This window comes from Fusobacterium ulcerans ATCC 49185 (assembly GCF_900683735.1).
In the GTDB taxonomy this organism is placed as follows: Bacteria; Fusobacteriota; Fusobacteriia; order Fusobacteriales; family Fusobacteriaceae; genus Fusobacterium_A; species Fusobacterium_A ulcerans_A.
Map to the genome: position 1 here is coordinate 3,736,111 of NZ_LR215979.1, position 25,284 is coordinate 3,761,394.

Consider the following 25,284-nt stretch of genomic DNA (forward strand, 5'->3'; position numbering starts at 1 on the left):
TATGGTGAATAGAGGTTAGTATTATATAAGCATTTTTTATGCCAATCAAAATATATCTTTATTTCAGAAAAATTATTTTTTATAAAATGAAAAAAGTCCTATTTCTAGGACAAAGTGTTGCTGTTATTAACAGGTGTCATTGCTCAATATCATATTTTTTCATTTTAAAATAGAGCAGACTTCTATTTATATTCAGTAATGCAGCAGCTTTTGTTTTATTATTTTTAGATTTTTTTAAAGCTTCAATTATTGCATTTTTTTCACTGTCATTCTTTATATTTTTTAGAGAACTCTTGTTTTTTACAGAGTTTTTAGAAGTGTTTATCTTATTCAGAAAAAATTGACAGTCTTTTAATTCAATACTGTCACCTTTACATAAAAAAGCTGCTCTTTCTATAACATGTTTTAATTCCCTTACATTTCCTGGCCAGTCATATTTTTTAAATATCTCTAATACTTGAGGAGAGATTTCTTTAATTTCAAAATACTCTTCTTCATTAAATTTATTTATAAAATATTTGCATAGAATGGGGATATCTTTTATATGCTCTCTCAAAGGTGGAATATCGAGTTCCACTACATTTATTCGATAATATAAATCCTCTCTGAATTTTTTTTCTTTTACCAGATATTCCAAATCAGAATTTGTACAGCAGATGATCCTTATATTTAACTTTATTGTTTCCAGCCCTCCAACTCTCTCTATCTCTTTTTCCTGAAGGACACGAAGTAATTTTGCTTGTAATGAAAGTGGCATCTCTCCTATTTCATCTAATAGAATAGTTCCATTATTTGCTAATTCAAATTTTCCAATTTTTCCACCTTTCCTAGCTCCTGAAAAAGCTCCTTCTTCATAACCAAATAATTCAGCTTCCAGCAAGTCCTTTGGAATAGAAGCACAGTTTATTTTTATATAGTTGTTCAAGCTTCGATTACTTAAATATTGAATTGCATCAGCAAAAACTTCTTTTCCTACCCCTGTTTCTCCAGTTATAAGTATAGGGAAATTAGATTTTGCATACTCTTCTATTAGATCTTTTGATTTCTTTATTTCAGAAGATATTCCAATTACTCGCGACAAAGGATTTGAAGTTTGCTGATAATGTTCCAGCTGTTTTTTAATTTTTCTGTTTTCTTCTTTAATTTTTGTTATTTCCTTTTCTAGAGCTTTCACTTCTGACATATTGTTTAGAGTAGTCATAGCCACTGCTCCTATAATTTTATCTTCATACATAATAGGATATCTGTTGCAAATTAGTGTTATATTTTTATTATGTTCATGATCAAAGAGATTCATTACTGCCCCTATTTCAGGAATACCAGTATTTATAACATTAAGCAGTCTTGTATTGGGGATGATTTTATCCACTCTCTTTCCAATAGCGTCTTTTTGGTCAATTCCCAGCAGTCGGGCATAGACCTTGTTTAGATAAACTACTTCTCCATCAGCATTTATTATTATAAAATTAGAAAAAGCTTCTAATCCTTCTCTCAATAAAGTGTTATTATCTATCATATATTTTCCCTCCAATGTTTTATAAAAAACAGACATATATTTTAAAACTTTTTTATACAAAGGTTTTTCTAATCAAGGAAATAAAATCTTGAATATATGTAGGAAGATAAAAATCTTTTCTATAGGCAACACAAATATTTACAAAAAAATCAGGAGCCCCCACTTCATAGAAATTCACTGGTTTGTAGTAAGAAAAATATTTTGCATAACTTGCCATAGTAAAGGCAACACCATATTCTTCAGCAGCAAGTTGAGAAGCAGCTTCCATATTTCTGATAACAAAAATCTTTTCAGGATTGACTTTAGCATGTGCCAAAGCTTTATTAGTAAAAGTTCTTGTAGCTTGTTCAATATCTTGAATTATAAATCTATTATTTTTTACATGATTTAAATCTAACCATGGGTATTCATGATCTTTAATTTTAACAGCATACTTGCAGGCAGGGTTATTGGGAGAAATAGCAAGAAGAAGTTTATCCTTATAGATAGAAATAACATTTAGCTTATCAAGGGACATTAACTTATTTGTAAAGATAATATCTAATTCACCTTCTAATAACATTTTTTCCATTTCTTCACTACTTGTTTCAGAACAAACAATCTCTATATTTGGATAGCTTTTTTCAAATTTTACAAGTAATTCTGGAATGAAAAAGCTGGTACGACGAATATGAGTTCCAATTCTTATTCTACCAGTATATCCAGCAACTAAATCTGAAAGTTCTCCTAAAAATTGATTTTGGATTATGAGAAGTTCTTTTGCTCTTTTTACATATAATTCTCCTGCTTGGGTAAGAACCATTTTTTTTCCAATATATTGAAATAGCTTTATTCCCATTCTCTCTTCCAGACGTTTTAGAAAAATACTAAGAGTAGGCTGGGAAACATATAATTCTTCAGCTGCTTTTGTAATATTTCCATGTTTAGCCAAAACTGTAACATATTCTTGTTCTCTTAAGTCCATAATCTTTCTCCTTTTAGTAAAATATAGCTTTAGGCTATACTAAATAAAACAATTTTAAATTAGACTAATAGTTATAATTGTATTATAATAATTTTAATTTAAAAAAGCAATACAAAACTATGCATGGTTTTAATACAAAAAAATAGGAAAGAGGAGAAAAGTTATGGAAAAAGGAAAAGAAAAGCCTAAAAAACAGTTTAAAATGCCACACACTTTTGTTATTATTTTTGTTATTATAGTGACTGCAGTAGTTTTGACTTGGATTATTCCAGGGGGAGAATATGCAAGATATGCTAATGAAAAAGGGATAAAAGTAATAGATCCAACTAAATTTAATTATATAAAAAATACTCCAGTGAATCCATTAATGATTCCTATGTATATAGTAGAAGCCTTTATTAAAAATATAGATCTTCTATTGGTAATACTATTTTCAGGGGGAGCATTTCATATGCTGACTAAAAGTGAAGCTCTTCAAACAGTAATAGCTAAACTGGCAAAGAAATTTTCTAATCATATAGGTGTATTTATTCCTATTCTTACTTTAGTATTTGGACTTATATGTACAACTCAAGGAGTAAATATGTTTATTGCCTTTGCTCCTGTAATGGTAATGATGTCATTGGCATTGGGATTGGATTCTATTTGTGGAGTAGCTATAATTCTATTGGGAGGAGCTATTGGTTTTTCTACAGGAACTCTCAATGTCAGTACAACAATAATTAGTCAAAAAATAGCAGATCTTCCTTTGTATTCAGGAATAGGATATCGTTCTATATGTTTTATAGTATATTTTATAGCAACAAATATATATCTGGTAAGATATGCAAAGAAAGTAAGAAAAAATCCAGAGATTTCTCCTATGTATGATTTAGATCTGAAAAATGAACTTAAAGAAACTACTAATTTAGAAAATTTTGGAGAGATGGATGGACGTAAATGGACTATAATTTTATGTTTGGTAGTAGCATTGGGAGCAATAGTTTATGGATGTATACTACTTGGTTGGAGTTTAAAAGAGCAGTCTTGTATTTTTCTTACTTTAGGAATAGTAGTAGGAATAATAGCTGGGTTTGATGCTAATACAATATGTAAAGAATTTCTAAATGGATGTAAAATAATGTTAGGAGCAGCATTTATAATTGGACTTGCAAGAAGTATAGGTAGTATAATGGCAGATGGACAGATCATTGATACTGTTGTTCATTCCCTTGCTAAAGTGTTGAATCTTATTCCTTTCTATCTGCAGGGAGTAGGAATGTTGATTGCTAATACAATAATAAATGTATTTATAACATCAGGTTCAGGGCAGGCATCAGTAGTTATGCCTATAATGATTCCTTTAGCTGACTTAATTGGAATGACAAGACAGACTACAATTTTAGCATTTAACTTTGGAGATGGTTTCTGTAACTATATTCTTCCTACATCAACTGCATTAATGGGAATAATAGGAGCAGCTAATATCCCTTATGACCGTTGGATGAAATTTATGTGGAAATGTTTTATCCTATGGTTAGTGGTAGGATCAGTTATGATTATAATAGCACAAATTATAAAATTAGGACCAATGTAAAAAAGAGGAGAAAAAATGAAAGAAAAGTTATTTAAGGAAATAGAAATAGAGAAAAAGAAGTTAATAGAGATGTCAGATTTTATCTTTGATAATCCAGAGTGTGATGGAAACGAGGTAAAAGCAGCAGAGGTATTGACAAACTATTTAGAAGAAAATGGTTTTCAGGTGGAAAGAGGAATAGCAGGCTTACCAACAGCTTTCAGAGCTGTGTATAATAAAGGAAATGGTGGAGCAAGAATAGGAATACTTTGTGAGTATGATGCATTGCAGGGACTGGGGCATGGTTGTGGACATCATATGCAGGGACCTTCTTGTGTAGGAGCAGCAGCAGCATTAAAAAATATAATTAAAGATAAAGATTTTTCAATAGTGGTCTATGGAACTCCTGGAGAAGAAACTTTTGGTGGGAAATTAAATATGCTCAAAGCAGGATATTTCAAAGATATAGATGTAGCATTGATGATGCATGGAGCTCCAGATACTTGCACAGATATAAAATGTTTGGCTCAATCATCTTTTGTTGTGACTTATCATGGAAAGAGAGCTCATGCTGCCTTGATGCCTGAAAGTGGAAGAAGTGCTTTTGATGCTCTGCTTCTATCTTTTCAAGGAATAGAATTTATGAGAGAACATGTAAAAGATGATGTACGTATGCACTATACTGTCAAAGAATTACCTGGACCAGAGAATGTAGTTCCAGCAAAAGCAGTAGGTAAGTTCTCACTTCGTTCTTTTTCGAGAGAATATCTTGATACTGTAGTAGAACGTTTTAAAGATGTAATCAGAGGTGCAGCTATTATGAGTGGAGTAGAATATGAGCTGACAGAAGGGAAATCTCTTGATAATAAGATACCTGTGCTGTCATTAAATGATCTTTTCATTAAAAATGCTGAGCTTATAGGAATTCCTGGAATTACAAAACCTAGAGAAAAAACTGGCTCAACTGATTTTGGTAATGTTATGCATGAAATACCAGGAAGCTGTATCAGAGTAAAATTTGTTCCTACAGGAACATCTTCACATTCTCAGGAATATATAAATGCAGGAAAATCAGAAGAGGCTCATAATTGTGTAATATATGGAGCAAAAGCTATTGCTGGAACAGCTTATGACATAATTAATGATGAAAAAATACTGCAGAAAATAAAAGAAGAGTATATAACTAATAGAAAGATATATAAATAAAATTTAAAACATGAGGAGGAGTATGGTAATTTCTGTAATTATCATATAAAAAATATGGAAAATTTAAAGAAAAGATTAAAGAAAGAGACTCTGTTTGGAACATTTGTTCCTTTTGCATTGGGAGATGTTGCTGACTATACTTCAAGACTTGGGTTTGATTTTATTATTATTGATAATGAACATGGGATTATGAATCAAGAAACAATATTTGATATGATAAGAGCAGCTCAATGTCAGAGAACTTCTGTCCTTGTAAGATGTACAAACAGTACTCCAGATATGATTCATAAGGTACTGGATATGGGAGCAGAGGGAATTCTTGTTCCTGTTATAAATACAGCTGAAGATGCTAGAGAGGTAATAAAATCAGCATTTTATCCACCAAAGGGTGAAAGAGGAATAGCATATTTTACAAGAGCATCATCATATGGTCTTATAGAAGATAAGACTGAATTTCTGAAAAAGGCAAATGAAGAGGTCTTTATAAGTATTCAGCTGGAAACAGGAGCTGCTATAGAAAATTTGGATGAAATATTAGAAGTGGAAGGGATAGATATGTTTTTTATAGGACCAAACGATTTAGCAGCATCTTTAGGAATTCCAAATTCACATCCAGAAATGGAAAGAATTATAGAGGAAACTATCAGCAAAATTATAGCTAAAGGAAAAACAGCAGGAATTTTTGTAACTGATGATGAAACAGCTAGAAAATATACTGGATATGGAGCAAAGTTTATTCTTACTTCTATAACTAAATATTTGACACAGGGAGTAAAAGAATATTTAAGAAAAGCTAAAAATAACTAGAACTGATAAAAAGAGGATGACACTTAAGCAGAGATTCTACTCTAGCTTTTAAGTCTCCTCTTTTATGAACTTTATGTTAATATTATATTAAGAAAAAATTGAGTATAATATAGGTGACTAAAAAGCTAGGTTAATTTTTAGAACTTTTCACTGGAAAAGGGTTAAAGTTGTACTGTACAATTAATTGAAACAAAGGAGGAGATAATATGGTGGGAGTATGTGGAAACGAAAAGGATTCAGATGCTTTGGTTACTGTAAATTTAGATAATAGTGGAATTGAAATAGAGATAGAATCAAAGAATAAAAAAATGTTTGGGAATCTTATGAAAAAAGCTGTGAAAGAGGTATTGGCTGACATGAAAATAGATAATGCAAAAGTGTTGGTACAGGATTTTGGAGCATTAGACTTTGTAATTAAAGGAAGAACAAGAACTGCAGTGAGAAGAGCTTTAACAGGAGGGATGAAATAATGGAAAAAAGAGCAAGAAGAACCATGTTGTTTGCTCCAGCAAATAATCCTAAAATGCTGGTAACAGCTCATCTCTATGGGGCAGACTGTGTTTTATTTGATTTAGAAGATGCAGTTAAATATGCAGATAAAGATGCTGCCAGAGATTTATTGGCTGAAGCTTTAAAGACAGTAGATTATGGAGATACAGAAATATTTGCAAGGATTAATCCTTTAAGTACAGAATTTGGAAGAGATGATGTAAAGATATTAGTTCCAGCTGGGCTTAGAAAAATGAGACTTGCTATGTGCGAAACTCCTGAACAGGTAAAAGAACTTGATGAACTATTGACTGAAGTTGAGAAAGAATATGAAATAGAAAATGGGGCTTGTAAGATACAATGCTCTCTGGAAACCCCTTTGGCAGTTATGAATGCTGTAAGTATTGCAACAGCATCTCCAAGGGTAACATCAATATCTTTTGGAGCAGAGGATTTCACAAGAACTATGGGAGCAGAGAGAACTAAAGAGGGAAAAGAACTGTTTGTGGCTAGAACTCTGGTGGTAATGGCAGCTGCTATTGCAGGAGTAGATGCGATTGATACTGTATGGTCTGACTTAGATGACGAAGAAGGATTCAAAGCTGAGGTAAAAACTTCAATGAATTTGGGGTTTGCTGGAAAATCTTGTATTCACCCATCACAGATAAAGATAGTTCATAAGATATTTACACCAAATAAGGAAGAACTCGAAAAATCATTGGAAATAGTCAGAGCAGCAGAAGCTGCCAATATCAATAAAGGGGGAGTAATCACAGTAAATGGAAAAATGGTGGATATTCCAGTAATTGCCAAGGCAGAAAAAGTAGTTAGACTGGCTAAAAGTGCAGGAATGATTAAATAGTTAGGAGGACGAGATAAGGTGGAAATAAAAAATATAAAAAATAAAGCAGAGAGAGAAATCCCAGAATATATTAAAGGATATGGAGAGGTAAAACCTTATGCTGGGCCTTTTGCTACAGAACCAACAGGAAGAAAATATGCTCCATTAAAAAGTTTTTCTAAACCAGGAGATTCAAAAATACTGGCTTCAATAAAAGAAGCAGTAGAGAAATGTGAAATAAAAGATGGAATGACAATTTCTTTTCACCATCATTTAAGAAATGGAGATTATGTACTTAATATGGTAATGGATGAAATTGCCAAGATGGGAATAAAAAATCTTAATTTAGTCTGTTCTTCATTGACAAAGGCACATGAACCATTGATTGAACACATCAGAAATGGGGTGGTTACTGGGATAAATACTTCAGGACTGAGGGGAGAGATAGCCAAAGAGATTTCTAGAAATAATATCTTGGGAAGACCTGTGATATTTAGAACTCATGGAGGAAGAGCGAGGGCTATAGAAGCAGGAGAATTAAAAATAGATGTAGCCTTTATAGCAGCTCCAGCCTGTGACAAAATGGGAAATATGAATGGTGCAGAGGGAAAATCAGCATTTGGAGCTATGGGATATCCAATGGTGGATGCTCAATATGCAGAAAAAGTAGTAGCAATAACTGATAATTTAATGCCTTTTCCATTAAAGAGAATCAGTATTCCTATGACTCAGATTGATTATGTAGTAGTAATTGAATCAATAGGTGATCCAGAACAGATAGCAACTGGAGCAACAAGGATAACTAAGAATCCACAGGAACTTTTAATTGCTGAAAAAGCATCAGAGGTATTGACAGCAACTGGGTATATTAAAAATGGATTTTCATTTCAGGCAGGTTCTGGGGGGGCTTCTCTGGCAGTATGTAAGTATTTGAAAGAATATATGCATGAAAATAATATAAAGGGATCATTTGCAGCTGGAGGAATAACAGCTGCTATGGTTGAGTTCTTAGAAGAAGGATATTTTGAGGTTTTACTGGATACTCAGAGTTTTGACAGTGCAGCAGCAGAATCAATGCTAAAAAATCCAGCTCATATAGAAATGTCAGCCTCTATGTATGCCAATCCACATAATAAGGGCTGCAGTGCTCATCAACTAGATGTAATGATTTTGTCAGCAACAGAAATAGATACAGATTATAATATAAATTCACTGACTGGGTCAACAGGGATAATAATGGGAGCATTAGGAGGAGCACCAGATACAGCAGCTGGAGCAAAATTAACAGTAGTAGTAGCTCCAACTATGAGAAAAAGAATTCCAATAGTTACAGATAGAGTAACAACTGTAGTGACTCCTGGTGAAACAGTTGATATATTAGTAACAGAAAGAGGAATTTGCGTAAACCCTAGAAGACCAGAATTAATTGAGATTTTGACAAAAGTAGGAATTCAGTTGAAAACTATAGAACAGTTAAAAGAAGAAATTGAAAAATTGACAGGAGTTCCAGAAAAATTTTCCACTTCTGATACAGTAGTAGCTGTAGTAGAATATAGGGATGGGACTGTGATAGATGTAGTAAGACAAGCTAAATAAAAATAATTGAGGATGCCTTATAAAAAATATAATTTTATAAAAGCATCCTCTTTTTTTGTATTAGATTATTTTTTTTTAGTATCTCTTTCTGAAGGGGTAATAACATTTTTAATTTTTTTTAGTTCTTCAGTAAGGGATTCTGTAATTATGTAAGTATCATCATTCCTTGGAAGAGTGTACATAGCAGTTTTATTAAATTTAGAACTGTCAATCATAATATATGAAACTTTACCTCTGCTGATGGCAGATTTTTTTATATTATGCTCATACTCATCAGTGGAAAGAATATCAAAATCAGCATTCATTCCATTAGCACTGGAAAACACCTGATCAAAGTGATAAGATTCGATTAATTTATTAGTTTCTTTCCCAACTACAGAACGAGTTTTGTCTTTTAAAAAACCACACAATAGAAAAGCACGAATATTTTTTGCATTTAAAGCTTCTGCATGGGGAATACCATTTGTTATTACAGTAATGGAAGTATCTTTTATGTAGTTAATCATATAATAAGTAGTAGAGCCAGAACCTATAAAAATTAATTCATTTGGATGAATTAGAGAAGCTGCTATTTTTCCAATTTTCTTTTTTGCTTCAATATTTAAAGATTGTTTTTTACTCATTGATTGTTCAATGATTCCATTATTTTTCTTTATCCCACCATGAAAACGTGAAAGAATGCCTTCTTTTTCCAGCGCAGTAAGATCACGTCTTATTGTAGTTGGAGAAACATCTAAAAGAAGTTCTAATTCAGGAAAAGATAGTATCTGCTGTTTTTTCAGTGTATTTATTATTAAAGCTTTTCTTTCGTTAAATCTCATTTTTAAGATTCCCTCCTGACATAATTTATACATTATTATAACATGAAAAAAGAAATAAATCTATTCATAAAATAATTGAAAATTTGAATGAAAATAACCATTTTTTAAAAAGAGTGTAATTATATTTTAAAATTTAAAAATGAAAAATAATAGAGCTAAAAGCTTTATATAAAAACAGTATGTAAGATAAAATAAAGTTTTTTTATTGACAAAAAAAGAAGTTGTGATATAATTGATTTATAATAAAAATGGTTGAAAATAACCAAAAAATAAATTGAAGAATAATTAGAAAGAAAGCAAAATAACTTATATTTTTAGGAGGGAGATTTATGGAAGTAAAATTAGCTCGTATTGATAACAGACTACTTCATGGAATTGTAGCATCACAATGGGCACCAAGTGTAGGAGCAATGAGAGTCATGATAATAGATGATGAAGTTGCTGGAAATGAACTTAAAAAAAATGGGATGAAATTGGCAAAACCAGCTGGGTCTGCCTTATCTATCATAAGTCTGGAAACAGCTCTTACTAATTATAAAAATGGAAAGTATATAGGACAGACAGTGTTTTTAATAGTAAAAAATCCTCAGATTATTCTTGAATTAATAAATGCAGGAGTCAAAATACCTAAGTTGAATATAGGGGCAACAGCAGAAAAAAATAATGAAATAAAATTATCAGGGCAAGCAACTGTAACAAAAGAAGAAATGAAGCTATACAGAGAAATTTATGACAGAGGAACTGCCATAGAAATCCAATATATACCAGCAGATACAATAGTACAATTTAAAAACTTTTTAGAAAAATAAAAATCAAGGGGAGGTCAAAAAATGTTATCAGTATGGCAGGTTATTATTATAACTATATTGGCATTTTTGGTTCCTGTAGATAAGTATGGTATGACTTTTGGACTGAGATGGCCCATTATACCAGCTTTTTTAATGGGATTTATATTAGGAGATATGCAGACAGCACTTTATATTGGTGGAACTTTGCAGTTAATGTCATTGGGAGTAGCAAGTATAGGGGGAAGCAGTGTTCCTGAATATTCAACTGCTGCAATTATAGCTACTACAATAGCAGTTGTTACAGGAAAAGGAATGGAGGCAGGACTTGCAATAGGATTACCAGTAGCTATGCTTGGAGTTCAGTTAGATGTTTTTGCCAAAATTTTAAACGGATTTGTAGTGCGTACATCACAAAATTATGCAAATAAAAAAGATTTTGGAAAGATGATAAAAATATTGATGGTAGGGCCAATAATTACAGGACTGACAGCAGCAATTCCAGTATTTTTGGCTATAAGTATGGGACCTGAAATAGTAAATAAGATATTAGAAATAACACCATCATGGTTTATTTCAGGTTTGACTATAGCAGGAAAAGTTTTACCAGCTGTGGGAATAGCAATGTTACTAAATTATATGCCTGTAAGAAAATATGTTTATTATTTATTTCTTGGGTTCTTTTTTGCTGCATATTTAGGAGTTCCAATTTTAGGAGTAACTATAATAGGATTAATAGCCTCAATGAAATATTACAGTGAAAATCAAAATAAAATGGGAACAACTGGAACACCATCTGATAATGTCACTAGTGTAGGAGGATTGGAAGATGAATAATGAAAATAAAGCAATTTTAGATAAAAAAGATTTGAATAAAGTTATAATGAGATGGATGCCTATGGCTGTAAATACGTATAACTATCAGTATCAACAGGCAGGAACTGTAGTTTACTCTCTCTATCCTGCATTAAGAAAAATTTATAAAAATGATGATGAACTTCAGGCATCAATACAGAATCATTTTAATTATTTTAACTGTATGCCATGGCTAGCACCTCTAGTGCTGGGAGCAACCTTAGCTATTGAAGACAATGGGGGAATAAAAGATAAAGAAATAGTTCAGAATATAAAAACAAGTTTGATGGGACCTCTTTCAGGAGTAGGAGATACAATTTTCTGGGTACTTGTGCCAACAATTATTGGATCAATTGCAGGATATATGGCTTTAGAAAATAATCCAACTGGAGTAATTGCATGGATTATTATAAATATAGCATTTATGTTTATGAGATTTAGATTTATACATTTAGGATATAATCAGGGAATTAAGTTAGTAACAAGTTTTGGAAATAAAGTTGCTCTATTGACAGAATGTGCTTCTATTTTAGGATTAGTTGTTGTAGGATCATTAGTTTCTTCTGTTGTAAATATAAAAATACCCATGGTGATAAAGTATGGAGAAGTTTCAATGGCAATTCAACCTATGCTGGATAAAATACTTCCAGCATTAGTTCCTGTACTTATAACTTTTGGAATTTATAAGGTATTAAAAATGAAAAAAATAGGAATAACAGGAATAATTTTAATGGTTATTATTTTTAGCATGTTTGCAGCTTATTTTAAAGTATTAGTTTAGGAGGAAAAGTTGAAAAAAATTGTTATTGCTTCACATCATAAATTAGCATTTGGTATGAAAAAAACTGTCGAATTTCTTACTGGGTTTACTAATGTTTATGAATTAAGTGCCTATATAGACAATGGAGATATTTGTGAACAGGTAAAAGAGATAATGGATGGTGTCAAAGAAGATGATGAGGTTTTTGTTTTTACAGATATACTAGGGGGAAGTGTTACTCAGAATTTTTTTCCATATTGCAGTGATAGAGTTCATATAATTTGCGGAATGAATCTTCCAATAATACTTACTGTAATATCGGAACTAGATGAGGATATAAAAAAAGAGGATATTTATAGAATGATTGAAGAATCCAGAGAATCTATTGTATATGTAAATGAATGGACAACTGCAGAAGACAATGATGATGAATAATAAAATTTTGCTGGAGGAGTTATGAGAACAATTGTAGTGTTGATGGATACATTAAGGAGAGATCATCTTTCTTGCTATAATGAAAATACAGATTGTATCACAGAAAATATAAAAAAATTTAGTGAGGAAAGCTGTGTATTTGAAAATCATTTTACAGGAAGTATGCCTTGTATGCCAGCAAGAAGAGATATCTTTACTGGAAGATTAAATTTTTTAGAAAGATCATGGGGGCCAATAGAAATATTTGATAAAACAATTCCAAAGGTTTTGGAAAGTAAAAAAATTAAATCACACATAATAACAGATCATGCTCATTATTTTAGAATTGGTGGAGAAAATTATTGTCAACAGTTTTCAACATATGAATTCTTTAGAGGACAGGAGAGTGATCCATGGATATCGTTAATAGATGACCCGTATATGCCAGAAAAATATTTTGGAGATGTAAAAAGACAATATCAATGCAATAGAACAAAATTTAAAGAGGAAAAGGATTTTCCAAGTGTGAAATGTTTTGATGCAGCAATGGAATGGATAGATGAAAATAAAAATGCAAAAGATTTTTTTCTTATGGTAGAAACTTTTGACCCACATGAGCCATTTGATATACCTGAAAAATATCTTGAATTATATGATGATGATTATAAAGGACCACATTTTGACTTGCCAAAATATAAAAAAATAGATGTGGAAACAAAAGAAGCTATAGAACATTTAAAGAAAAGATATAAAGCATTGGTTACAATGTCAGATGTACATTTTGGAAGATTTATTGAGAAACTGAAAGAAAATAATATGTATGAAGATACTCTAATTATATTTACTACAGATCATGGGTATTGTCTAGGAGAGAGAGAATATCTTGGAAAAAGCTATATGCCAGCATATAATGAGCTTTCTAATATTCCATTGATAGTACATTTTCCTGATAATTGTTATGCTGGAGAAAGAAAATCAGAACTAACACAGAATATAGATTTAATGGCTACAATTTTAGACTATCAGTCAGTGGAGATTCCAGATAGAGTAACTGGAAAATCTCTTAGAAACATTGTAGAAAAAAATGAACAGAACAGGGAATCTTTGCTTTATGGAATTTTTGGATTAGCTGTAAATATTTATGATGGTCAATATACTTATATGAGGGGAGCAAGGGATAGTTCAAAGTGCTATGAGTATACTACGTCTCTTACAACAATAAGAAACTGGCTGGGAAAAGATATTCCAGAAAAGATAGAATGTGGACATTTCTTAAAAAATGTAGATTTTCCGGTTTATAAAATACCAGCTGAAAAAAATGCTCTTGTAAGTGATTTTTCCTATATCATGAAAGATCATCTCTTTGATATAAAGAAAGATTATGAACAAAAAAATGATATAAAGGATACAGAAATTATTGAACTTATGGAGAAAAAACTTTCAAAAGCATTGAAAGAAAATGATGCTCCTGAAGAGCAATGGGAAAGATTGGGATTGAATAAATAAAAATTATAGATCTTGATAAAATATAGAGGATATGAATAATTTAAGAGCAGAAATATAATTAGGCTTTTGGTTGTTTATATCCTCTTCTTTATTTATATTATTTTCTATACAGTTCTGTTATTCCTAATTATTTTGGCAGAAAAAAGAATTTATTTTTTTATAGCTTAAATATAATGGAATTTAGTGATAGAATAAATTATAATACTTCATAAATATGTGTATTTTACTCAAGGGAGGAAAGAGGTATGAAAAAAACTCTGTTTTTGTTTATGTTCTTTTTTTTATTTTCATATGTTGTAGTAAATAAGTTTACTCTTGGAATAATAGTTTTTATAGTATATATGGGATTTGCTTTAATGGCATTAAAAAAAGATAATACACTGGATTCTGTTATTGATATCTCTTTTGAGTATAGTAAAAAATCAAAGGTTGTTTTAACAATATTTATCTTTGTAGGAGCTTTGACAGCAAGCTGGCTGGCTTCAGGAACAATTCCTGGTATTGTATATTTTGGAATAAAATTTATAAATCCTAATCTTTTTATATTTTTTACATTTTTTATAACAAGTATAATAGCTTTTTTTCTAGGAAGTTCTTTTGGAACAGCAAGCACAATAGGTATTGCTCTTATGGCAATAGCTAGAAGTGGTAATATAGATGTCAATATTGTAGGAGCAGCAATAATTTCAGGAATTTATTTTGGAGACAGATGGTCACCTCTTTCATCTAGTGCTAATTTAGTTGCCAGTCTTACAGGAATAGATATATACTCAAATTTGAAAAATATGATAAAATCAATGATAATACCATATCTTTTAACAAGTCTGTTTTATATATTCCTATCTAGAAGTTATATACTTAGTACAAATGAAAATACTATTTCAGGACTCATTTTAAATACATATAATTTGGATGTAAGATTTATCTTTATACCTGTTGTAGCAATTGTAATCTTTTCTATTTTAAGAATAAATGTAAGAATTTCTATGGTTGTAAGTATAATTTTAGCTTCAGCTGTAGCTGTAGTTGTTCAAAAAGAAAAGATTACAGATGTAATAAAATATCTAACTTTAGGATTTTATAAATTTGATGGAACTTCTTTGGAGAAAATTATAAAAGGAGGAGGAGTTGTATCAATGCTCAATGCCTTTATTCTTATAATTATTTCCTGCTCTCTTGTTGGTCTTTTTGAACAGTTAAATATACTTTATTATATAAAAAATAAAATAATGAATGTAAAAACAAGGGCAGATTTATTTAGAAACACTGTAATTGTTAGTTTCATCACTGGAATGGTAGGAGCAAATCAGACTATTGCAGTTATAATGACTGAAAATATTATAGAAAAAATTTATGATGAAAAGAAAATAAAAAGGATAGAACTAGCAAAAGATATAGAAAATTCAGCAATAGTTATTCCTGCACTTATTCCTTGGAATATAGCATGCTATCTCCCATGTACAATGCTGGGGATTGGAAGTATTAAATTCATACCCTATGCAGCTTACATATATCTGATTCCAATTTGTGCATATATATATTATAGATTTATTTTAAAAGAAAAAGAAATTTAAGGAAGGATAAAATTATGGAAGAAAAATTTGAGGTATCAGATATATTGACAGGAAGACCAGATAGAGAGATTTCAGACAAAGAAAAAGATTGTTATGATATGCTGGAAAAATTAGGGATTTATTATGAAAGAGTAGAATTTAATATCTTTCCTGAAACATTGGAAGATTTATCTAAATCAGATGAAAAATTAAAAATGCCTGGGATAAAAAATTTGATGTTTAAAACTAAAAATGGCAGTCAGTTTTTTTTACTGGTTCTAGCAAGAAATGAAAAATTAGATATAAAAGAATTTAGGGGAAAACATGGTATTCCTAAAATAGAAATGGCTAAAGACAGTGATTTGGAAAATATTTTAAATACTCATTCTGGAGCAGTTAGTATAACAGAATTGATGTATGATAAAGACAATAAAATAAAATTATTTATTGATGAAAAGCTTTTGGAAGGAGAATATATGCGCTTTCATCCAAATGAAAATTTATCTACAGTGAAGATTAAAATGAAAGATTTTAAGGAAAAATTAATTCCATATCTGGAGCATGAAATTAATATTTTATAATAAAGATAAAAATATATAATAAAATTCGTGAAAAAGGAGGGAGTATGATGGATAATCTATTATCTGTCATATGTGATGAAAATGTTAGAGATAAGAATGGCTGAAAAAAATGATGTAGAAAAGATAGTAAAAATAGAGCAGGAGTGTTTTCCAGCTGCTGAAGCAGCAAAAGAAGAAGATATTTATAAAAGATTTGAAGTTTTTGGAGAAAATTTTATAGTGGCAGTTGAAAATGGAAAAATTATTGGTTTTGTAAATGGATGTACAACAGATAAACCAGAACTTCCAGATGAATTATACCATAATCCATTATTGCATAATGCAGCAGGAGGTTATCAGACAGTATTTGGACTTGATGTGCTTCCAGAATACAGAAAAAAAGGAGTAGCTGGAGAGTTGCTGAAACAGATGATATCTTTGAGTAAATCAAGAAATAAAAAAGGTATTATTTTAACTTGTAAAGATTATTTGATTGGGTACTATGAAAAATTCGGCTTTGAAAATCAGGGAGTATCTGCATCTTCTCATGGAGGAGCAAAATGGAATAATATGTTTTTAAATCTTGAGAAATAAAAAAATAGAAGTAAAGATAAATATTTAAAAAAATGATTAATGGGCAAGAATATGATACTAAGGACAAAGAACTTAGAACAATGAGCAGCAGAGCCCAAAATTTAATTAGAGAATATAATATGCTTTCTGCTGAGGATATAAATGAGAGAGAAAAGAAGATAAAAGAAATATTAGGAAAATATGTGGATTAATCAATTTTTTTATGTAGATTATAGTTGCAATATTTCAGAATAACTGCACTCCATCAACAGGAGATTTTACATACTATGCTCCTTGAGAGAATAGAATCTGGAATGGAGAATTTAAAAGAAATCAATAGAAATTTTTTTATAATAGTTGAAAGAATGAAACAGCAGAAAAAGCTCATCAAAAATATATGTATATGAGCAATAATAATATGGAGGATTTTAAAAATTAGAAAAATTTTTAAGCCCATGTTTTAGGAAAAAATTCTAAAATTCATGGGCTTTTTAATATTATATTAAGATTTAATAATAAAAGAATTAAGAATATTAAATCATTTCATAAACTCATCAAGCTCCTTCTGTTTCTCTTCCTCCTTGATAAACATCATTAAAAAAACTAAAAGAAGTATTACACATGGAATAAGAACAGCTTTTTCTAGAAATTGATTAGTGAGAAAGTAACTTGCAACAGCACCAAGGAGAAAAAATAGAATAATTATAAAGCAAAGGAATCCCTTACCTTTTGCACTTTTATCTCTTTTTTTATGCCAGATAAAAAGATATTCAGTGCCTGAACGCAAATTACCAGTACACATGGTTGTAGTAAGAGAACAACCTTGAATTTTCCGAAATGCCTCGAACTGCATAGCGCATACAAAAGAAACACTGATATTTACTAAAATATTATATTTTTGTGGGGTAAAGGCATCTGCTATAAGCAGAAACAGCTCAATAAGTATAATAACTTGCCGCCAGTGTATATTGATATCTTGATTTTCTTTTTCTTGATAGTGAGATCTAACTTTTTCCACTAAAATTACAGCAAGTGCAAAGGCAATAATTGGAAAGATATATTGTATTGCATGTTTCCATTCTCTTTGAGCCAGATAGAGAGCCAAAAATATCATGTTGCCTGTTTGAGCATAAGCAAATACTTCCCCACGGCAAACATAGGTATACACATCTAAAAAACCACCAGAAAAAGCAAGTAGAGCACCAAGCAGAAAAGATTCTGACATTTGTCCATGACTTTTTTTCATTTAATTCATCTCCTCTTATTTTAAGGTATGAATGGGCAGTTGAGTTTATAGGGAAAAGTTAAGTATCAAAGAGCTCTTTATAAAATTATATCACAAAATAGATACTGGATATATAAACTATTTTTAAATGAAAAATTCTGTAAAAATAAAAAAAATATATAGTAACATTGTATCTTATAAGTTTTAAATGATTATTACAAAGAATTATATAAAAAAGAGGACATATGTATTATAATATACATATAAAGAATAAAGTCTTATAAGGGTGAGGACAATGAAGCAGGCTAAAATAAATTTATTAAAAATAAAAGAACGGTTTAAAAAAGTTTTTCCAGTTATATTTGTTTCACTTTTCCTCTTTTTTACACTGTGGCACTTTTTTGGAATAGGTAATACTATATTGCCTCCTTTTCTAACTTTGTTATTTTTATTTCGATATCAGGAAGATTTTAATATAAAGAAACTTTTGAGAATGTATGGAATTATATTTGTTGTGGCACTTATGGCATTTTTGAGCAGAAGAAATCTTATATTTTGTGCATCTCTGAATTTTTTAGTTCCTTTTATGCTGGTGTATCTATTTACAAATAAATTTAACCCAAAAGCTTATTATATTTATGGAATGGAATTTATCTTTTTACAGTTCATACCTTTACAATTAGAAGGTTTTATATTGCAGTTGGGAGCTCTGCTCTATGGTGTTTCAGTTATTACTATAGCGCTGTATGTTCATTCTAAAATAATCAAGAGAAAGAGAAATTATGGTACAGTGAGAAAAGGAATGAAAAATCTTACATGTCAAATTGAAAAACTAATAAAGAGCGAAGATTTTTCAACTGAAGCAGAAGAACTTATGGAAATGATGGTTCATCTGAATCAGGTTATTTATTCTACACGAAATTACAAGTATCTAGCAACTGGATATGGAAAAATTAATTATTATTTTATGATTATTTTTCAAAGATTCCACTATTTTATGAAGTATCTATCTGAAGAAAAGCAAGAACTTAATGCAGAAGATAAGGAATATCTTCTACATTTAAGTGAGATTTTTACCCTTGTGGGAGAAAATCTAAATGAGAAAGATAACAGTTTTCTGAAAGAGAAAATAGAAGAATTTTTAAATGAATATGATTTTAGTTTAATTAAAGAGAGGGAAGCAATAACTGCAATATTAGATGTTTTAAAATTTATTCTTTCTGAGATAGAAAAAACTTCTAAGTACAAAGCAGAAAAGAAATGGCAGGTTCCAAATCCAGTTCATAAACCTGAAAGTATAAGAGAAATATTAAAATTAGATTTGTTTCAGGTAAGATTTGCAATTCGTCTTTCAATAACTTTGTGTATAGCTTTTTCTTTTGTGCAGTACACTAAACTTGATCACTCTTACTGGTACCCAATGAGTGTATTCTTTATGCTTATGCCTTATTCTGAGGAAAGTATTTTAAAAATTAATAATCGTATATTGGGAACAGTAATAGGGCTTTTTATTGTATTCTTTATGGGAGTATTTTTTCAGGGAACAGTGGAAAGAGCAATTCTGATAGTTCTTCTTACTTCGCTGATGTATTATTCCACTCCTACTTCATGGATAATGACTATGTATAGTACTTGCTTTGGAATGGTTCTTACAACAATGATTCTGCAAGTGGAACAGGCAGTTATTTTAAGGACAATGTATGTGGGAATGGCTGTTGTTACAGCATTTTTCATGAATTATTTTGTGTTTCCAAATACAGTAAAAAGAGAATTTCAGCATAATCTAAATCAGCTTTTTGATATAGATACTAAAATAATCAGAGAAATAACTAAAACTTTAAAAGGAAATATAGATTTTAATGTAGTTCGTGATTTAATTGTTCATTCAAATATGGTTTCCAAAGAGATAAAAACATATGTAATTGAGAATTTATTGGAGGGAGAAAAGGAATTTTATCTGCATCTTCTTTCAATAAATCATAAGCTTATCATGGAGATGGAACAGCTCAATGGATATATTTACAAAAATAAACTTCATATAGATTTAGAAAATAATATGATTATTCAGGAACTTTTCAATAACTTTGAAGAAGCTGTAAATGAAATTCATAAAAATTATGAAAAAAATGAGTTTTCTAGTTTTCCAAAATTAGATAAAGAATTAAAATTTCCTAAAAAATTAGATGATAAACTGTATTTTAATTTTCTGGCATTTAACTGTTTGAAAACAGTTGGGCATTTGACAGAATATAGTTCTAAAATTCATGCAGGTTCTCAATAAATTATAAAATAAAGTAACATATAAATAAGCTGACTATAAAGTTAGAATGATTTCTACTTATAAGTCAGCTTTTTTCTATATTTTAATTATTTTTCGTAGGCTTCTAATTTTCTTACAGCTTCCCAAAGCATTTCCTTAGTAACAGGGAAAGCAGATACGTTTAAATCAGGAACATCTACAGCTTTTTGAATTACTCCCTCCATTTCCTCTTCACTGGTATCAAGATTTTTATATGATACAGGAAGGCTGATACTCTTATAAAATGGCATTATTCTATTGATTTCATCAGTTCTTTCATCTACCATAAGGAGTACAAGAACTCCATAAGAAACTATCTCTCCATGTAAATGGCTGACTTCAACATGATGTATAGTGGAGAATCCATAGCACAATGCATGAGCAATAGAGCTGTTATAATCATTTATTACATAGTTTGAAACAATTCCAGTTGTAACAATTATAGCTAAAACTGTTTCCTCTAATTCATTAGAAATTTTATTATCTTTGCAGTCATCAAGAGCTTTTTTACCATATTTAACAAGAGGCTCCTGACATAGTCTTGATAGAGTTACTCCAAGAGCATTTGAATGATTCAAAGATTTACCTCTTGAAGAAAATTCTGGTTCATATCCTTTTGCCATAGTATCTCCAATCCCTGCCCACAGATATTTGTCTGGAGCTTCCGCAATTATTTTCGTACTGATGAAAGTGTGTTCTGCTGGAGCAAATCTCCAGTATAGATTTTTAAAAGATCCATTTTCATTATACATTGCACAAACTGAAGTAACAGAAGCACAAGTTGAAGATATAGTTGGAAAAGTAAAAAGAGGTTTTTTCAATTGTCCAGTAAGACACTTACAGGTATCTATAGCTTTTCCACCACCAAAGACAAAAACCATGTCAGCTTCTATAACTGATTTTTCCTGTTTCAATTTTTCAACATTCTCATAGCAGGCTTCTCCACCAAACCAAAGAGTATCAATAATTTCAAGAGTACTGTTTTTAATTATATCCTTCACTATATCACTTGCTTTAGCTAAAGCTGTTTTCCCTCCTATAAAGACTACTTTTTTTCCATAAGCTTCACAAATAGAAGGAACCTCTGTGTAAGGATTTTCTCCAATGCTGTAATTTGGTAAAAATATATTTCTTGTTTCCATTTAAATTTCTCCTTTATATTTTAGTTTTGTATGATAATTTCTATTTAGCAAAAGCTTGGTTCCCTTTTACAACTACTGTAAAATTATTTTCAGCTGCATATTTTCTATTCTTATAGACTCCAACTGTTAAAAATGGAATGATAATAATTGCAATTCCTAAATACCCACAGTATCCATATCCATATTTTATGATTTTGCTAAGTCCTATCATTGATACACTCATAGATATAATCATACAGAAACTTGAAGTTATAATCCTTCTTATGATTGGTTTTTTAATTTTTTCCATAACTTTTATAGAAGAGAACCTTGAAACAAATCCATATATAGTAGTTACACCAGTTGAGATGAAGCATAATAGCAAGGCAATATTATAGAACCAGTACAAAATATTAGTATCTAACTGTTGACAGATATATAAAGAAGGTAATGTAGTAGCTCCAGCTTGAGTAAAGTCGCCATACCACCCTAACAACATAACTACTGACATTCCCAAAGCAATAGAATTCATTACAAAAGCTATTATCATTGATTTTGATACATTTTCCTTTTCTCCTAATTGTTTTCCACAGGCTATCATTGTAGGAATAACAACTGACTGGAATCCAGCATATATAAAAGCATTTAAAATAGATTTTTTTACTACAGCTCCATCTGTAAAAAATCCCTGAGAAAAGATTAGAGATATTTCAGGAGCCTTAGCTTTTATTCCCATGAAAAATATTATGAAAGTAGATATTAAAATACATATAGACATTACAGTGGAAACTTTAGACACCAAACTAGAACCAAATATAGTCATAACAAGTAAAATGGCTCCAACACTCATTACAGCCATTTTGTATCCCATAATTCCATTAGCTGATATCAATGAAGCAGCTCCAGCAATAACTGCCCCAACAGCACAGATTACCATTATATTGAAATAGACTTCAAATATCCATTCCAACTTATCAAAAGGGTGGTACAAAGTTTCAAAAAGTTCTTTGTAGTTTTTTAAATTTCTTGAATTTCTCATAATAATACATTCTCTCATAGTAAGAGCCAAAAGAGCCATTGCTACTATAGCAGCAATTATTCCCCAAGGACCAGCTACAACAAAGTATTGTGTAGCCTGATTACCACTGGCAAAACCTCCTCCAGCATGTGAACTGAATAAAACACTTGCAACTGCAAATATTGCTCCAAATCCTATCTTAGCATAACTATTATTTTCTTTTATCATGATTTCTCTCCTCTGTTTTATATTTTCTGAATAATGATGAACATTCACAACCAGCAGCCCTATTTAAAAACAGAGTAGTATTGATTTGAAATTGATATATTTTATTATTATTTTATTTATATTTTTTTCTTTAAAGTTTTTTTCAAATATTGTTATTGTTTTCATACTAACCTCCAAAATTTTATAATAAAAAAAGACCCCATCAAAATTAGGGTCTCCAAGTTTCAAATTTAAAACTTAATATTTTATATAATAAAATTTAGAGGAAGTTCCTAATATGATTTTTTGTACTCAAAAATATATTGCTTATAAGAGTTATAACCAATAAACTGAGTATGAGGTTTGTCATATTAGAAATAAACATACTGTGTCTTCTCCTTTTTAATTATTTTTTTAAATTAATTGATTAATGATACAACATATAAAAATAAAATGCAAGTATTTTTTCAAAAATAATTTTGAGAAAAATAAATTATTACATAGATGAAGAGAAATGAATAAGATTAGGCAATAGCAAAGAATTCTTTTTTTCTGGAATTGCTTTAGTTCTAAATTTTCTGAAAATATATAATAAAGTTTTAAAAAAAATATACTTGACCTAGAGTTGACTCTAGATGATACACTAACTTAAATAAACTGATTATTATTATGCAATTGGGCATATTTTATGAAACTTAACTGATGATAGATTTGTTTGTAAATGAATCTTAAATATTTGAAGGAGGAAAAATTATGAAAAAACTTTTGCTTATTTTATCTTTACTATGTATTTTTTCATTAACTGGATATGGAGCTGAAAATAAAGTTTTGGTAGCTTATTTTACACATACTAATAATACTGAAAAAATAGCTGAGATGATACAGGAATATACAAAAGGGGATACATTCAAAGTGGAGGTTCTTAATCCTTATCCTGAGGCATACAGAGCAACTACAGAGCAAGCGAAAAAAGAACTGGAATCAGGATATCTTCCCCCTTTAAAATCTAAAATTGAAAACTTAGATTCTTATGATACAATATTTATAGGGTATCCTATATGGTGGGGAACTCTTCCTACACCAATGAGAACTTTTTTATCAGAAAATGATTTCTCTGGCAAAACTATTATTCCTTTCTGTACACATGGTGGCGGCGGAGCAGGAACAAGCTTTACAGATTTAACAGACCTTGCCCCAGACTCTACAGTGATAAGTGATGGATATGTAACAAGAAATGCTGGTGCTGGAAGAACTCAAGGAGAGGTTACTAAATGGCTGGACTCAATAAAAGACAGCTGGAATAAAAATTAATTATTGAGAAAAAGAAGTAAAAATTATATACAAATTTTAGAATGGAGTTGTACAAATGAATTATTTTTTTCTAGCATTATCCACAACACTGCTTATTCTTAATTTTTTTGTTGCATGGAAAACAGTTAAATATGTATTTCCTTCAGATAAGAAGATACTTTTTATAATATTATTTTTAATATTGACTATACTTTTATATGGATATCAGTTTTTCAACTCATATTTTATATCTAATTTTTCATATGGAAGCAATAGAATTCTTTCATATATAGTCTATTATTATTTAGCCTTTGTTATTTATGGAGCAATGGTTTATTTTATAGTTTCAGTTGTAGAGATGATATTTAAATATAAATTAAACTTGAATTTGTATAAGCCTGGCTTTATAATCATTTTTCTGATACTAGCAATAGGAACTTTTTATAAGCATAGTACTTTATTGACTGAATATGAAATAGACAGTGAAGGGAAAATATCTGCTCCCATGAACATAGTTTTGGTTTCAGATGTTCATTTAGGACATATAAATGGAAATGCTTCATTGATAAAGATGATAGACAAAGTAAATTCTCTGAAACCAGATATTGTTCTTATAGCTGGAGATCTTATAGATATGTATCTAGAACCTGTCTTAGAAAAAAATATGTTAGAGGAATTAAAAAATATAAAAAGTACCTATGGAACTTATTTTACTCTTGGAAATCATGATATATATGGTAGTAAAGCTGCTATGCTTACAGAAATACTTAGAAATAATGCAGAAACTATTGTATTGAGAGATGAAAAAATACTTGTTAATAATGAAATATATATAGCAGGAAGAGATAATTTTTCTAAAAAGCTTATCAGAGAAATATTAGATGGAAAAGATGATAAACCTGTTATTCTTATACAGCATACTCCTGATACAATAGATGAAGCCGTGGAGAATAAAACTTTTCTACAGGTTTCAGGACATACTCATAAAGGACAGATGTTCCCTGGAAGATTATTTACTAAGAAAATATTTAAAGTTGACTATGGACATGAAAAGATAGAAGATACTAATATAATAGTTTCTTCTGGATATGGAACTTGGGGGCCTCCTATTCGTATAGGAAGTCAGTCAGAAATAGTTTTAATCAAAATCAAATAAAATATCTGAGAATAAAATAAAATTACAGCAATAAAAAAATTTAAAAGAATTAAAGGTGTGGCTGAAAGTTGATATGCTCCTTCATAGTAGAAAGATGAAATAAAAAATTTCTCTGCTGTGAGGGGGTATTTTTTTATGGAAAAATTATTATGTACATTCTTTTTTTT

Annotated in this window: 24 protein-coding genes; 18 read left to right on the forward strand and 6 right to left on the reverse strand. The window is 30.0% G+C overall.

Going from position 1 to position 25,284, the window contains the following annotated elements:
- Positions 1-136 precede the first annotated feature (136 nt).
- Together E0E45_RS17020 and E0E45_RS17025 are read right to left on the reverse strand one after the other, a co-directional pair.
- On the reverse strand, positions 137-1,516 hold the full coding sequence (locus tag E0E45_RS17020) for a sigma-54 interaction domain-containing protein (RefSeq protein WP_130892234.1): 1,380 nt from the start codon (positions 1,514-1,516) through the stop codon (positions 137-139).
- Positions 1,517-1,568: 52 nt separating this feature from the next.
- Positions 1,569-2,480, reverse strand: a complete 912-nt coding sequence (locus tag E0E45_RS17025) for a LysR family transcriptional regulator (protein WP_130892235.1) — start codon at positions 2,478-2,480, stop codon at positions 1,569-1,571.
- 163 nt (positions 2,481-2,643) lie between these two features.
- Here E0E45_RS17025 and E0E45_RS17030 point away from each other — a divergent pair, with 163 nt between their 5' ends.
- From E0E45_RS17030 to citF, 6 genes are all read left to right on the forward strand, one after another.
- Complete coding sequence (locus tag E0E45_RS17030) at positions 2,644-4,056, forward strand: YfcC family protein (protein ID WP_130892236.1); 1,413 nt, start codon at positions 2,644-2,646, stop codon at positions 4,054-4,056.
- Between the two features lie 15 nt (positions 4,057-4,071).
- The gene (locus E0E45_RS17035) at positions 4,072-5,241 is read left to right on the forward strand and encodes a M20 family metallopeptidase (protein WP_130892237.1); all 1,170 of its coding nucleotides are present in this window, start codon (positions 4,072-4,074) and stop codon (positions 5,239-5,241) included.
- A 54-nt stretch (positions 5,242-5,295) separates the two neighbouring features.
- The gene (locus tag E0E45_RS17040; protein WP_130892238.1) at positions 5,296-6,048 is read left to right on the forward strand and encodes an HpcH/HpaI aldolase family protein; all 753 of its coding nucleotides are present in this window, start codon (positions 5,296-5,298) and stop codon (positions 6,046-6,048) included.
- Positions 6,049-6,254: 206 nt separating this feature from the next.
- On the forward strand, positions 6,255-6,518 hold the full coding sequence (gene citD, locus E0E45_RS17045; RefSeq protein WP_130892239.1) for a citrate lyase acyl carrier protein: 264 nt from the start codon (positions 6,255-6,257) through the stop codon (positions 6,516-6,518).
- Positions 6,518-7,399 (forward strand): HpcH/HpaI aldolase/citrate lyase family protein, encoded by an 882-nt coding sequence (locus tag E0E45_RS17050; protein ID WP_130892240.1) that lies wholly within the window; start codon positions 6,518-6,520, stop codon positions 7,397-7,399. The genes citD and E0E45_RS17050 overlap by 1 nt, the downstream gene beginning before the upstream one ends.
- Positions 7,400-7,423: 24 nt before the next feature.
- On the forward strand, positions 7,424-8,974 hold the full coding sequence (gene citF / locus E0E45_RS17055; RefSeq protein WP_197730072.1) for a citrate lyase subunit alpha: 1,551 nt from the start codon (positions 7,424-7,426) through the stop codon (positions 8,972-8,974).
- Between the two features lie 65 nt (positions 8,975-9,039).
- Here the strand turns inward: citF and E0E45_RS17060 are convergent, their stop codons facing one another.
- Complete coding sequence (locus E0E45_RS17060; protein ID WP_172604212.1) at positions 9,040-9,795, reverse strand: DeoR/GlpR family DNA-binding transcription regulator; 756 nt, start codon at positions 9,793-9,795, stop codon at positions 9,040-9,042.
- A gap of 329 nt (positions 9,796-10,124) precedes the next feature.
- Between E0E45_RS17060 and E0E45_RS17065 the strand changes: the two genes are divergently transcribed.
- The 9 genes from E0E45_RS17065 to E0E45_RS17105 all read left to right on the forward strand — a co-directional run bounded on the left by E0E45_RS17065 (position 10,125) and on the right by E0E45_RS17105 (position 17,013).
- On the forward strand, positions 10,125-10,604 hold the full coding sequence (locus E0E45_RS17065) for a PTS sugar transporter subunit IIB (RefSeq protein WP_130892243.1): 480 nt from the start codon (positions 10,125-10,127) through the stop codon (positions 10,602-10,604).
- A 21-nt stretch (positions 10,605-10,625) separates the two neighbouring features.
- Positions 10,626-11,417, forward strand: coding sequence for a PTS mannose/fructose/sorbose/N-acetylgalactosamine transporter subunit IIC (locus E0E45_RS17070; RefSeq protein WP_130892244.1), 792 nt, complete (start codon positions 10,626-10,628; stop codon positions 11,415-11,417).
- The gene (locus tag E0E45_RS17075; protein WP_130892245.1) at positions 11,410-12,216 is read left to right on the forward strand and encodes a PTS system mannose/fructose/sorbose family transporter subunit IID; all 807 of its coding nucleotides are present in this window, start codon (positions 11,410-11,412) and stop codon (positions 12,214-12,216) included. The genes E0E45_RS17070 and E0E45_RS17075 overlap by 8 nt, the downstream gene beginning before the upstream one ends.
- 9 nt (positions 12,217-12,225) lie before the next feature.
- On the forward strand, positions 12,226-12,630 hold the full coding sequence (locus E0E45_RS17080; protein ID WP_130892246.1) for a PTS sugar transporter subunit IIA: 405 nt from the start codon (positions 12,226-12,228) through the stop codon (positions 12,628-12,630).
- Between the two features lie 21 nt (positions 12,631-12,651).
- Positions 12,652-14,115 carry a sulfatase gene (locus E0E45_RS17085; protein WP_130892247.1) on the forward strand — a complete coding sequence of 488 codons (1,464 nt, stop codon included), beginning with the start codon at positions 12,652-12,654 and terminating at the stop codon, positions 14,113-14,115.
- A 245-nt stretch (positions 14,116-14,360) separates the two neighbouring features.
- Positions 14,361-15,689: a Na+/H+ antiporter NhaC family protein gene (locus tag E0E45_RS17090; RefSeq protein ID WP_130892248.1), complete on the forward strand. Its 1,329-nt coding sequence runs from the start codon at positions 14,361-14,363 to the stop codon at positions 15,687-15,689.
- A 14-nt stretch (positions 15,690-15,703) separates the two neighbouring features.
- Positions 15,704-16,249, forward strand: coding sequence for a YbaK/EbsC family protein (locus E0E45_RS17095; RefSeq protein ID WP_130892249.1), 546 nt, complete (start codon positions 15,704-15,706; stop codon positions 16,247-16,249).
- A gap of 75 nt (positions 16,250-16,324) precedes the next feature.
- Positions 16,325-16,822: a GNAT family N-acetyltransferase gene (locus tag E0E45_RS17100; protein ID WP_232044144.1), complete on the forward strand. Its 498-nt coding sequence runs from the start codon at positions 16,325-16,327 to the stop codon at positions 16,820-16,822.
- Between the two features lie 32 nt (positions 16,823-16,854).
- Positions 16,855-17,013, forward strand: coding sequence for a maltose acetyltransferase domain-containing protein (locus tag E0E45_RS17105; protein WP_232044145.1), 159 nt, complete (start codon positions 16,855-16,857; stop codon positions 17,011-17,013).
- A 326-nt stretch (positions 17,014-17,339) separates the two neighbouring features.
- Here the strand turns inward: E0E45_RS17105 and E0E45_RS17110 are convergent, their stop codons facing one another.
- Complete coding sequence (locus E0E45_RS17110; protein ID WP_130892251.1) at positions 17,340-18,047, reverse strand: YoaK family protein; 708 nt, start codon at positions 18,045-18,047, stop codon at positions 17,340-17,342.
- Positions 18,048-18,519: 472 nt separating this feature from the next.
- Between E0E45_RS17110 and E0E45_RS17115 the strand changes: the two genes are divergently transcribed.
- Positions 18,520-20,307, forward strand: coding sequence for an FUSC family protein (locus E0E45_RS17115; protein WP_232044146.1), 1,788 nt, complete (start codon positions 18,520-18,522; stop codon positions 20,305-20,307).
- A gap of 86 nt (positions 20,308-20,393) precedes the next feature.
- Here the strand turns inward: E0E45_RS17115 and E0E45_RS17120 are convergent, their stop codons facing one another.
- The gene (locus E0E45_RS17120) at positions 20,394-21,467 is read right to left on the reverse strand and encodes an iron-containing alcohol dehydrogenase family protein (RefSeq protein ID WP_130892253.1); all 1,074 of its coding nucleotides are present in this window, start codon (positions 21,465-21,467) and stop codon (positions 20,394-20,396) included.
- Positions 21,468-21,507: 40 nt separating this feature from the next.
- The gene (locus E0E45_RS17125) at positions 21,508-22,692 is read right to left on the reverse strand and encodes a hypothetical protein (protein ID WP_130892254.1); all 1,185 of its coding nucleotides are present in this window, start codon (positions 22,690-22,692) and stop codon (positions 21,508-21,510) included.
- 732 nt (positions 22,693-23,424) lie between these two features.
- On the opposite strand from E0E45_RS17125, the gene E0E45_RS17130 reads away from it, so the two are divergent.
- On the forward strand, positions 23,425-23,982 hold the full coding sequence (locus E0E45_RS17130; protein ID WP_130892255.1) for a flavodoxin: 558 nt from the start codon (positions 23,425-23,427) through the stop codon (positions 23,980-23,982).
- Positions 23,983-24,037: 55 nt separating this feature from the next.
- Complete coding sequence (locus E0E45_RS17135) at positions 24,038-25,117, forward strand: metallophosphoesterase (RefSeq protein ID WP_130892256.1); 1,080 nt, start codon at positions 24,038-24,040, stop codon at positions 25,115-25,117.
- Positions 25,118-25,284 lie beyond the last annotated feature (167 nt).

What these genes read in the sequence shown, in the direction of transcription:
- E0E45_RS17085 (WP_130892247.1), top strand. Translation starts at nt 12,652, where the DNA reads ATGAGAACAATTGTAGTGTTGATGGATACATTAAGGAGAGATCATCTT.
- E0E45_RS17035 (WP_130892237.1), top strand. Translation starts at nt 4,072, where the DNA reads ATGAAAGAAAAGTTATTTAAGGAAATAGAAATAGAGAAAAAGAAGTTA.
- E0E45_RS17065 (WP_130892243.1), top strand. Translation starts at nt 10,125, where the DNA reads ATGGAAGTAAAATTAGCTCGTATTGATAACAGACTACTTCATGGAATT.
- E0E45_RS17115 (WP_232044146.1), top strand. Translation starts at nt 18,520, where the DNA reads ATGTATGGAATTATATTTGTTGTGGCACTTATGGCATTTTTGAGCAGA.
- E0E45_RS17100 (WP_232044144.1), top strand. Translation starts at nt 16,325, where the DNA reads ATGAAAATGTTAGAGATAAGAATGGCTGAAAAAAATGATGTAGAAAAG.
- citD (WP_130892239.1), top strand. Translation starts at nt 6,255, where the DNA reads ATGGTGGGAGTATGTGGAAACGAAAAGGATTCAGATGCTTTGGTTACT.
- E0E45_RS17070 (WP_130892244.1), top strand. Translation starts at nt 10,626, where the DNA reads ATGTTATCAGTATGGCAGGTTATTATTATAACTATATTGGCATTTTTG.
- E0E45_RS17030 (WP_130892236.1), top strand. Translation starts at nt 2,644, where the DNA reads ATGGAAAAAGGAAAAGAAAAGCCTAAAAAACAGTTTAAAATGCCACAC.
- E0E45_RS17090 (WP_130892248.1), top strand. Translation starts at nt 14,361, where the DNA reads ATGAAAAAAACTCTGTTTTTGTTTATGTTCTTTTTTTTATTTTCATAT.
- E0E45_RS17095 (WP_130892249.1), top strand. Translation starts at nt 15,704, where the DNA reads ATGGAAGAAAAATTTGAGGTATCAGATATATTGACAGGAAGACCAGAT.
- E0E45_RS17075 (WP_130892245.1), top strand. Translation starts at nt 11,410, where the DNA reads ATGAATAATGAAAATAAAGCAATTTTAGATAAAAAAGATTTGAATAAA.
- E0E45_RS17040 (WP_130892238.1), top strand. Translation starts at nt 5,296, where the DNA reads ATGGAAAATTTAAAGAAAAGATTAAAGAAAGAGACTCTGTTTGGAACA.
- E0E45_RS17125 (WP_130892254.1), bottom strand. Translation starts at nt 22,692, where the DNA reads ATGATAAAAGAAAATAATAGTTATGCTAAGATAGGATTTGGAGCAATA.
- E0E45_RS17060 (WP_172604212.1), bottom strand. Translation starts at nt 9,795, where the DNA reads ATGAGATTTAACGAAAGAAAAGCTTTAATAATAAATACACTGAAAAAA.
- E0E45_RS17050 (WP_130892240.1), top strand. Translation starts at nt 6,518, where the DNA reads ATGGAAAAAAGAGCAAGAAGAACCATGTTGTTTGCTCCAGCAAATAAT.
- E0E45_RS17025 (WP_130892235.1), bottom strand. Translation starts at nt 2,480, where the DNA reads ATGGACTTAAGAGAACAAGAATATGTTACAGTTTTGGCTAAACATGGA.
- E0E45_RS17135 (WP_130892256.1), top strand. Translation starts at nt 24,038, where the DNA reads ATGAATTATTTTTTTCTAGCATTATCCACAACACTGCTTATTCTTAAT.
- E0E45_RS17020 (WP_130892234.1), bottom strand. Translation starts at nt 1,516, where the DNA reads ATGATAGATAATAACACTTTATTGAGAGAAGGATTAGAAGCTTTTTCT.
- E0E45_RS17105 (WP_232044145.1), top strand. Translation starts at nt 16,855, where the DNA reads ATGATTAATGGGCAAGAATATGATACTAAGGACAAAGAACTTAGAACA.
- E0E45_RS17110 (WP_130892251.1), bottom strand. Translation starts at nt 18,047, where the DNA reads ATGAAAAAAAGTCATGGACAAATGTCAGAATCTTTTCTGCTTGGTGCT.
- E0E45_RS17130 (WP_130892255.1), top strand. Translation starts at nt 23,425, where the DNA reads ATGAAAAAACTTTTGCTTATTTTATCTTTACTATGTATTTTTTCATTA.
- E0E45_RS17120 (WP_130892253.1), bottom strand. Translation starts at nt 21,467, where the DNA reads ATGGAAACAAGAAATATATTTTTACCAAATTACAGCATTGGAGAAAAT.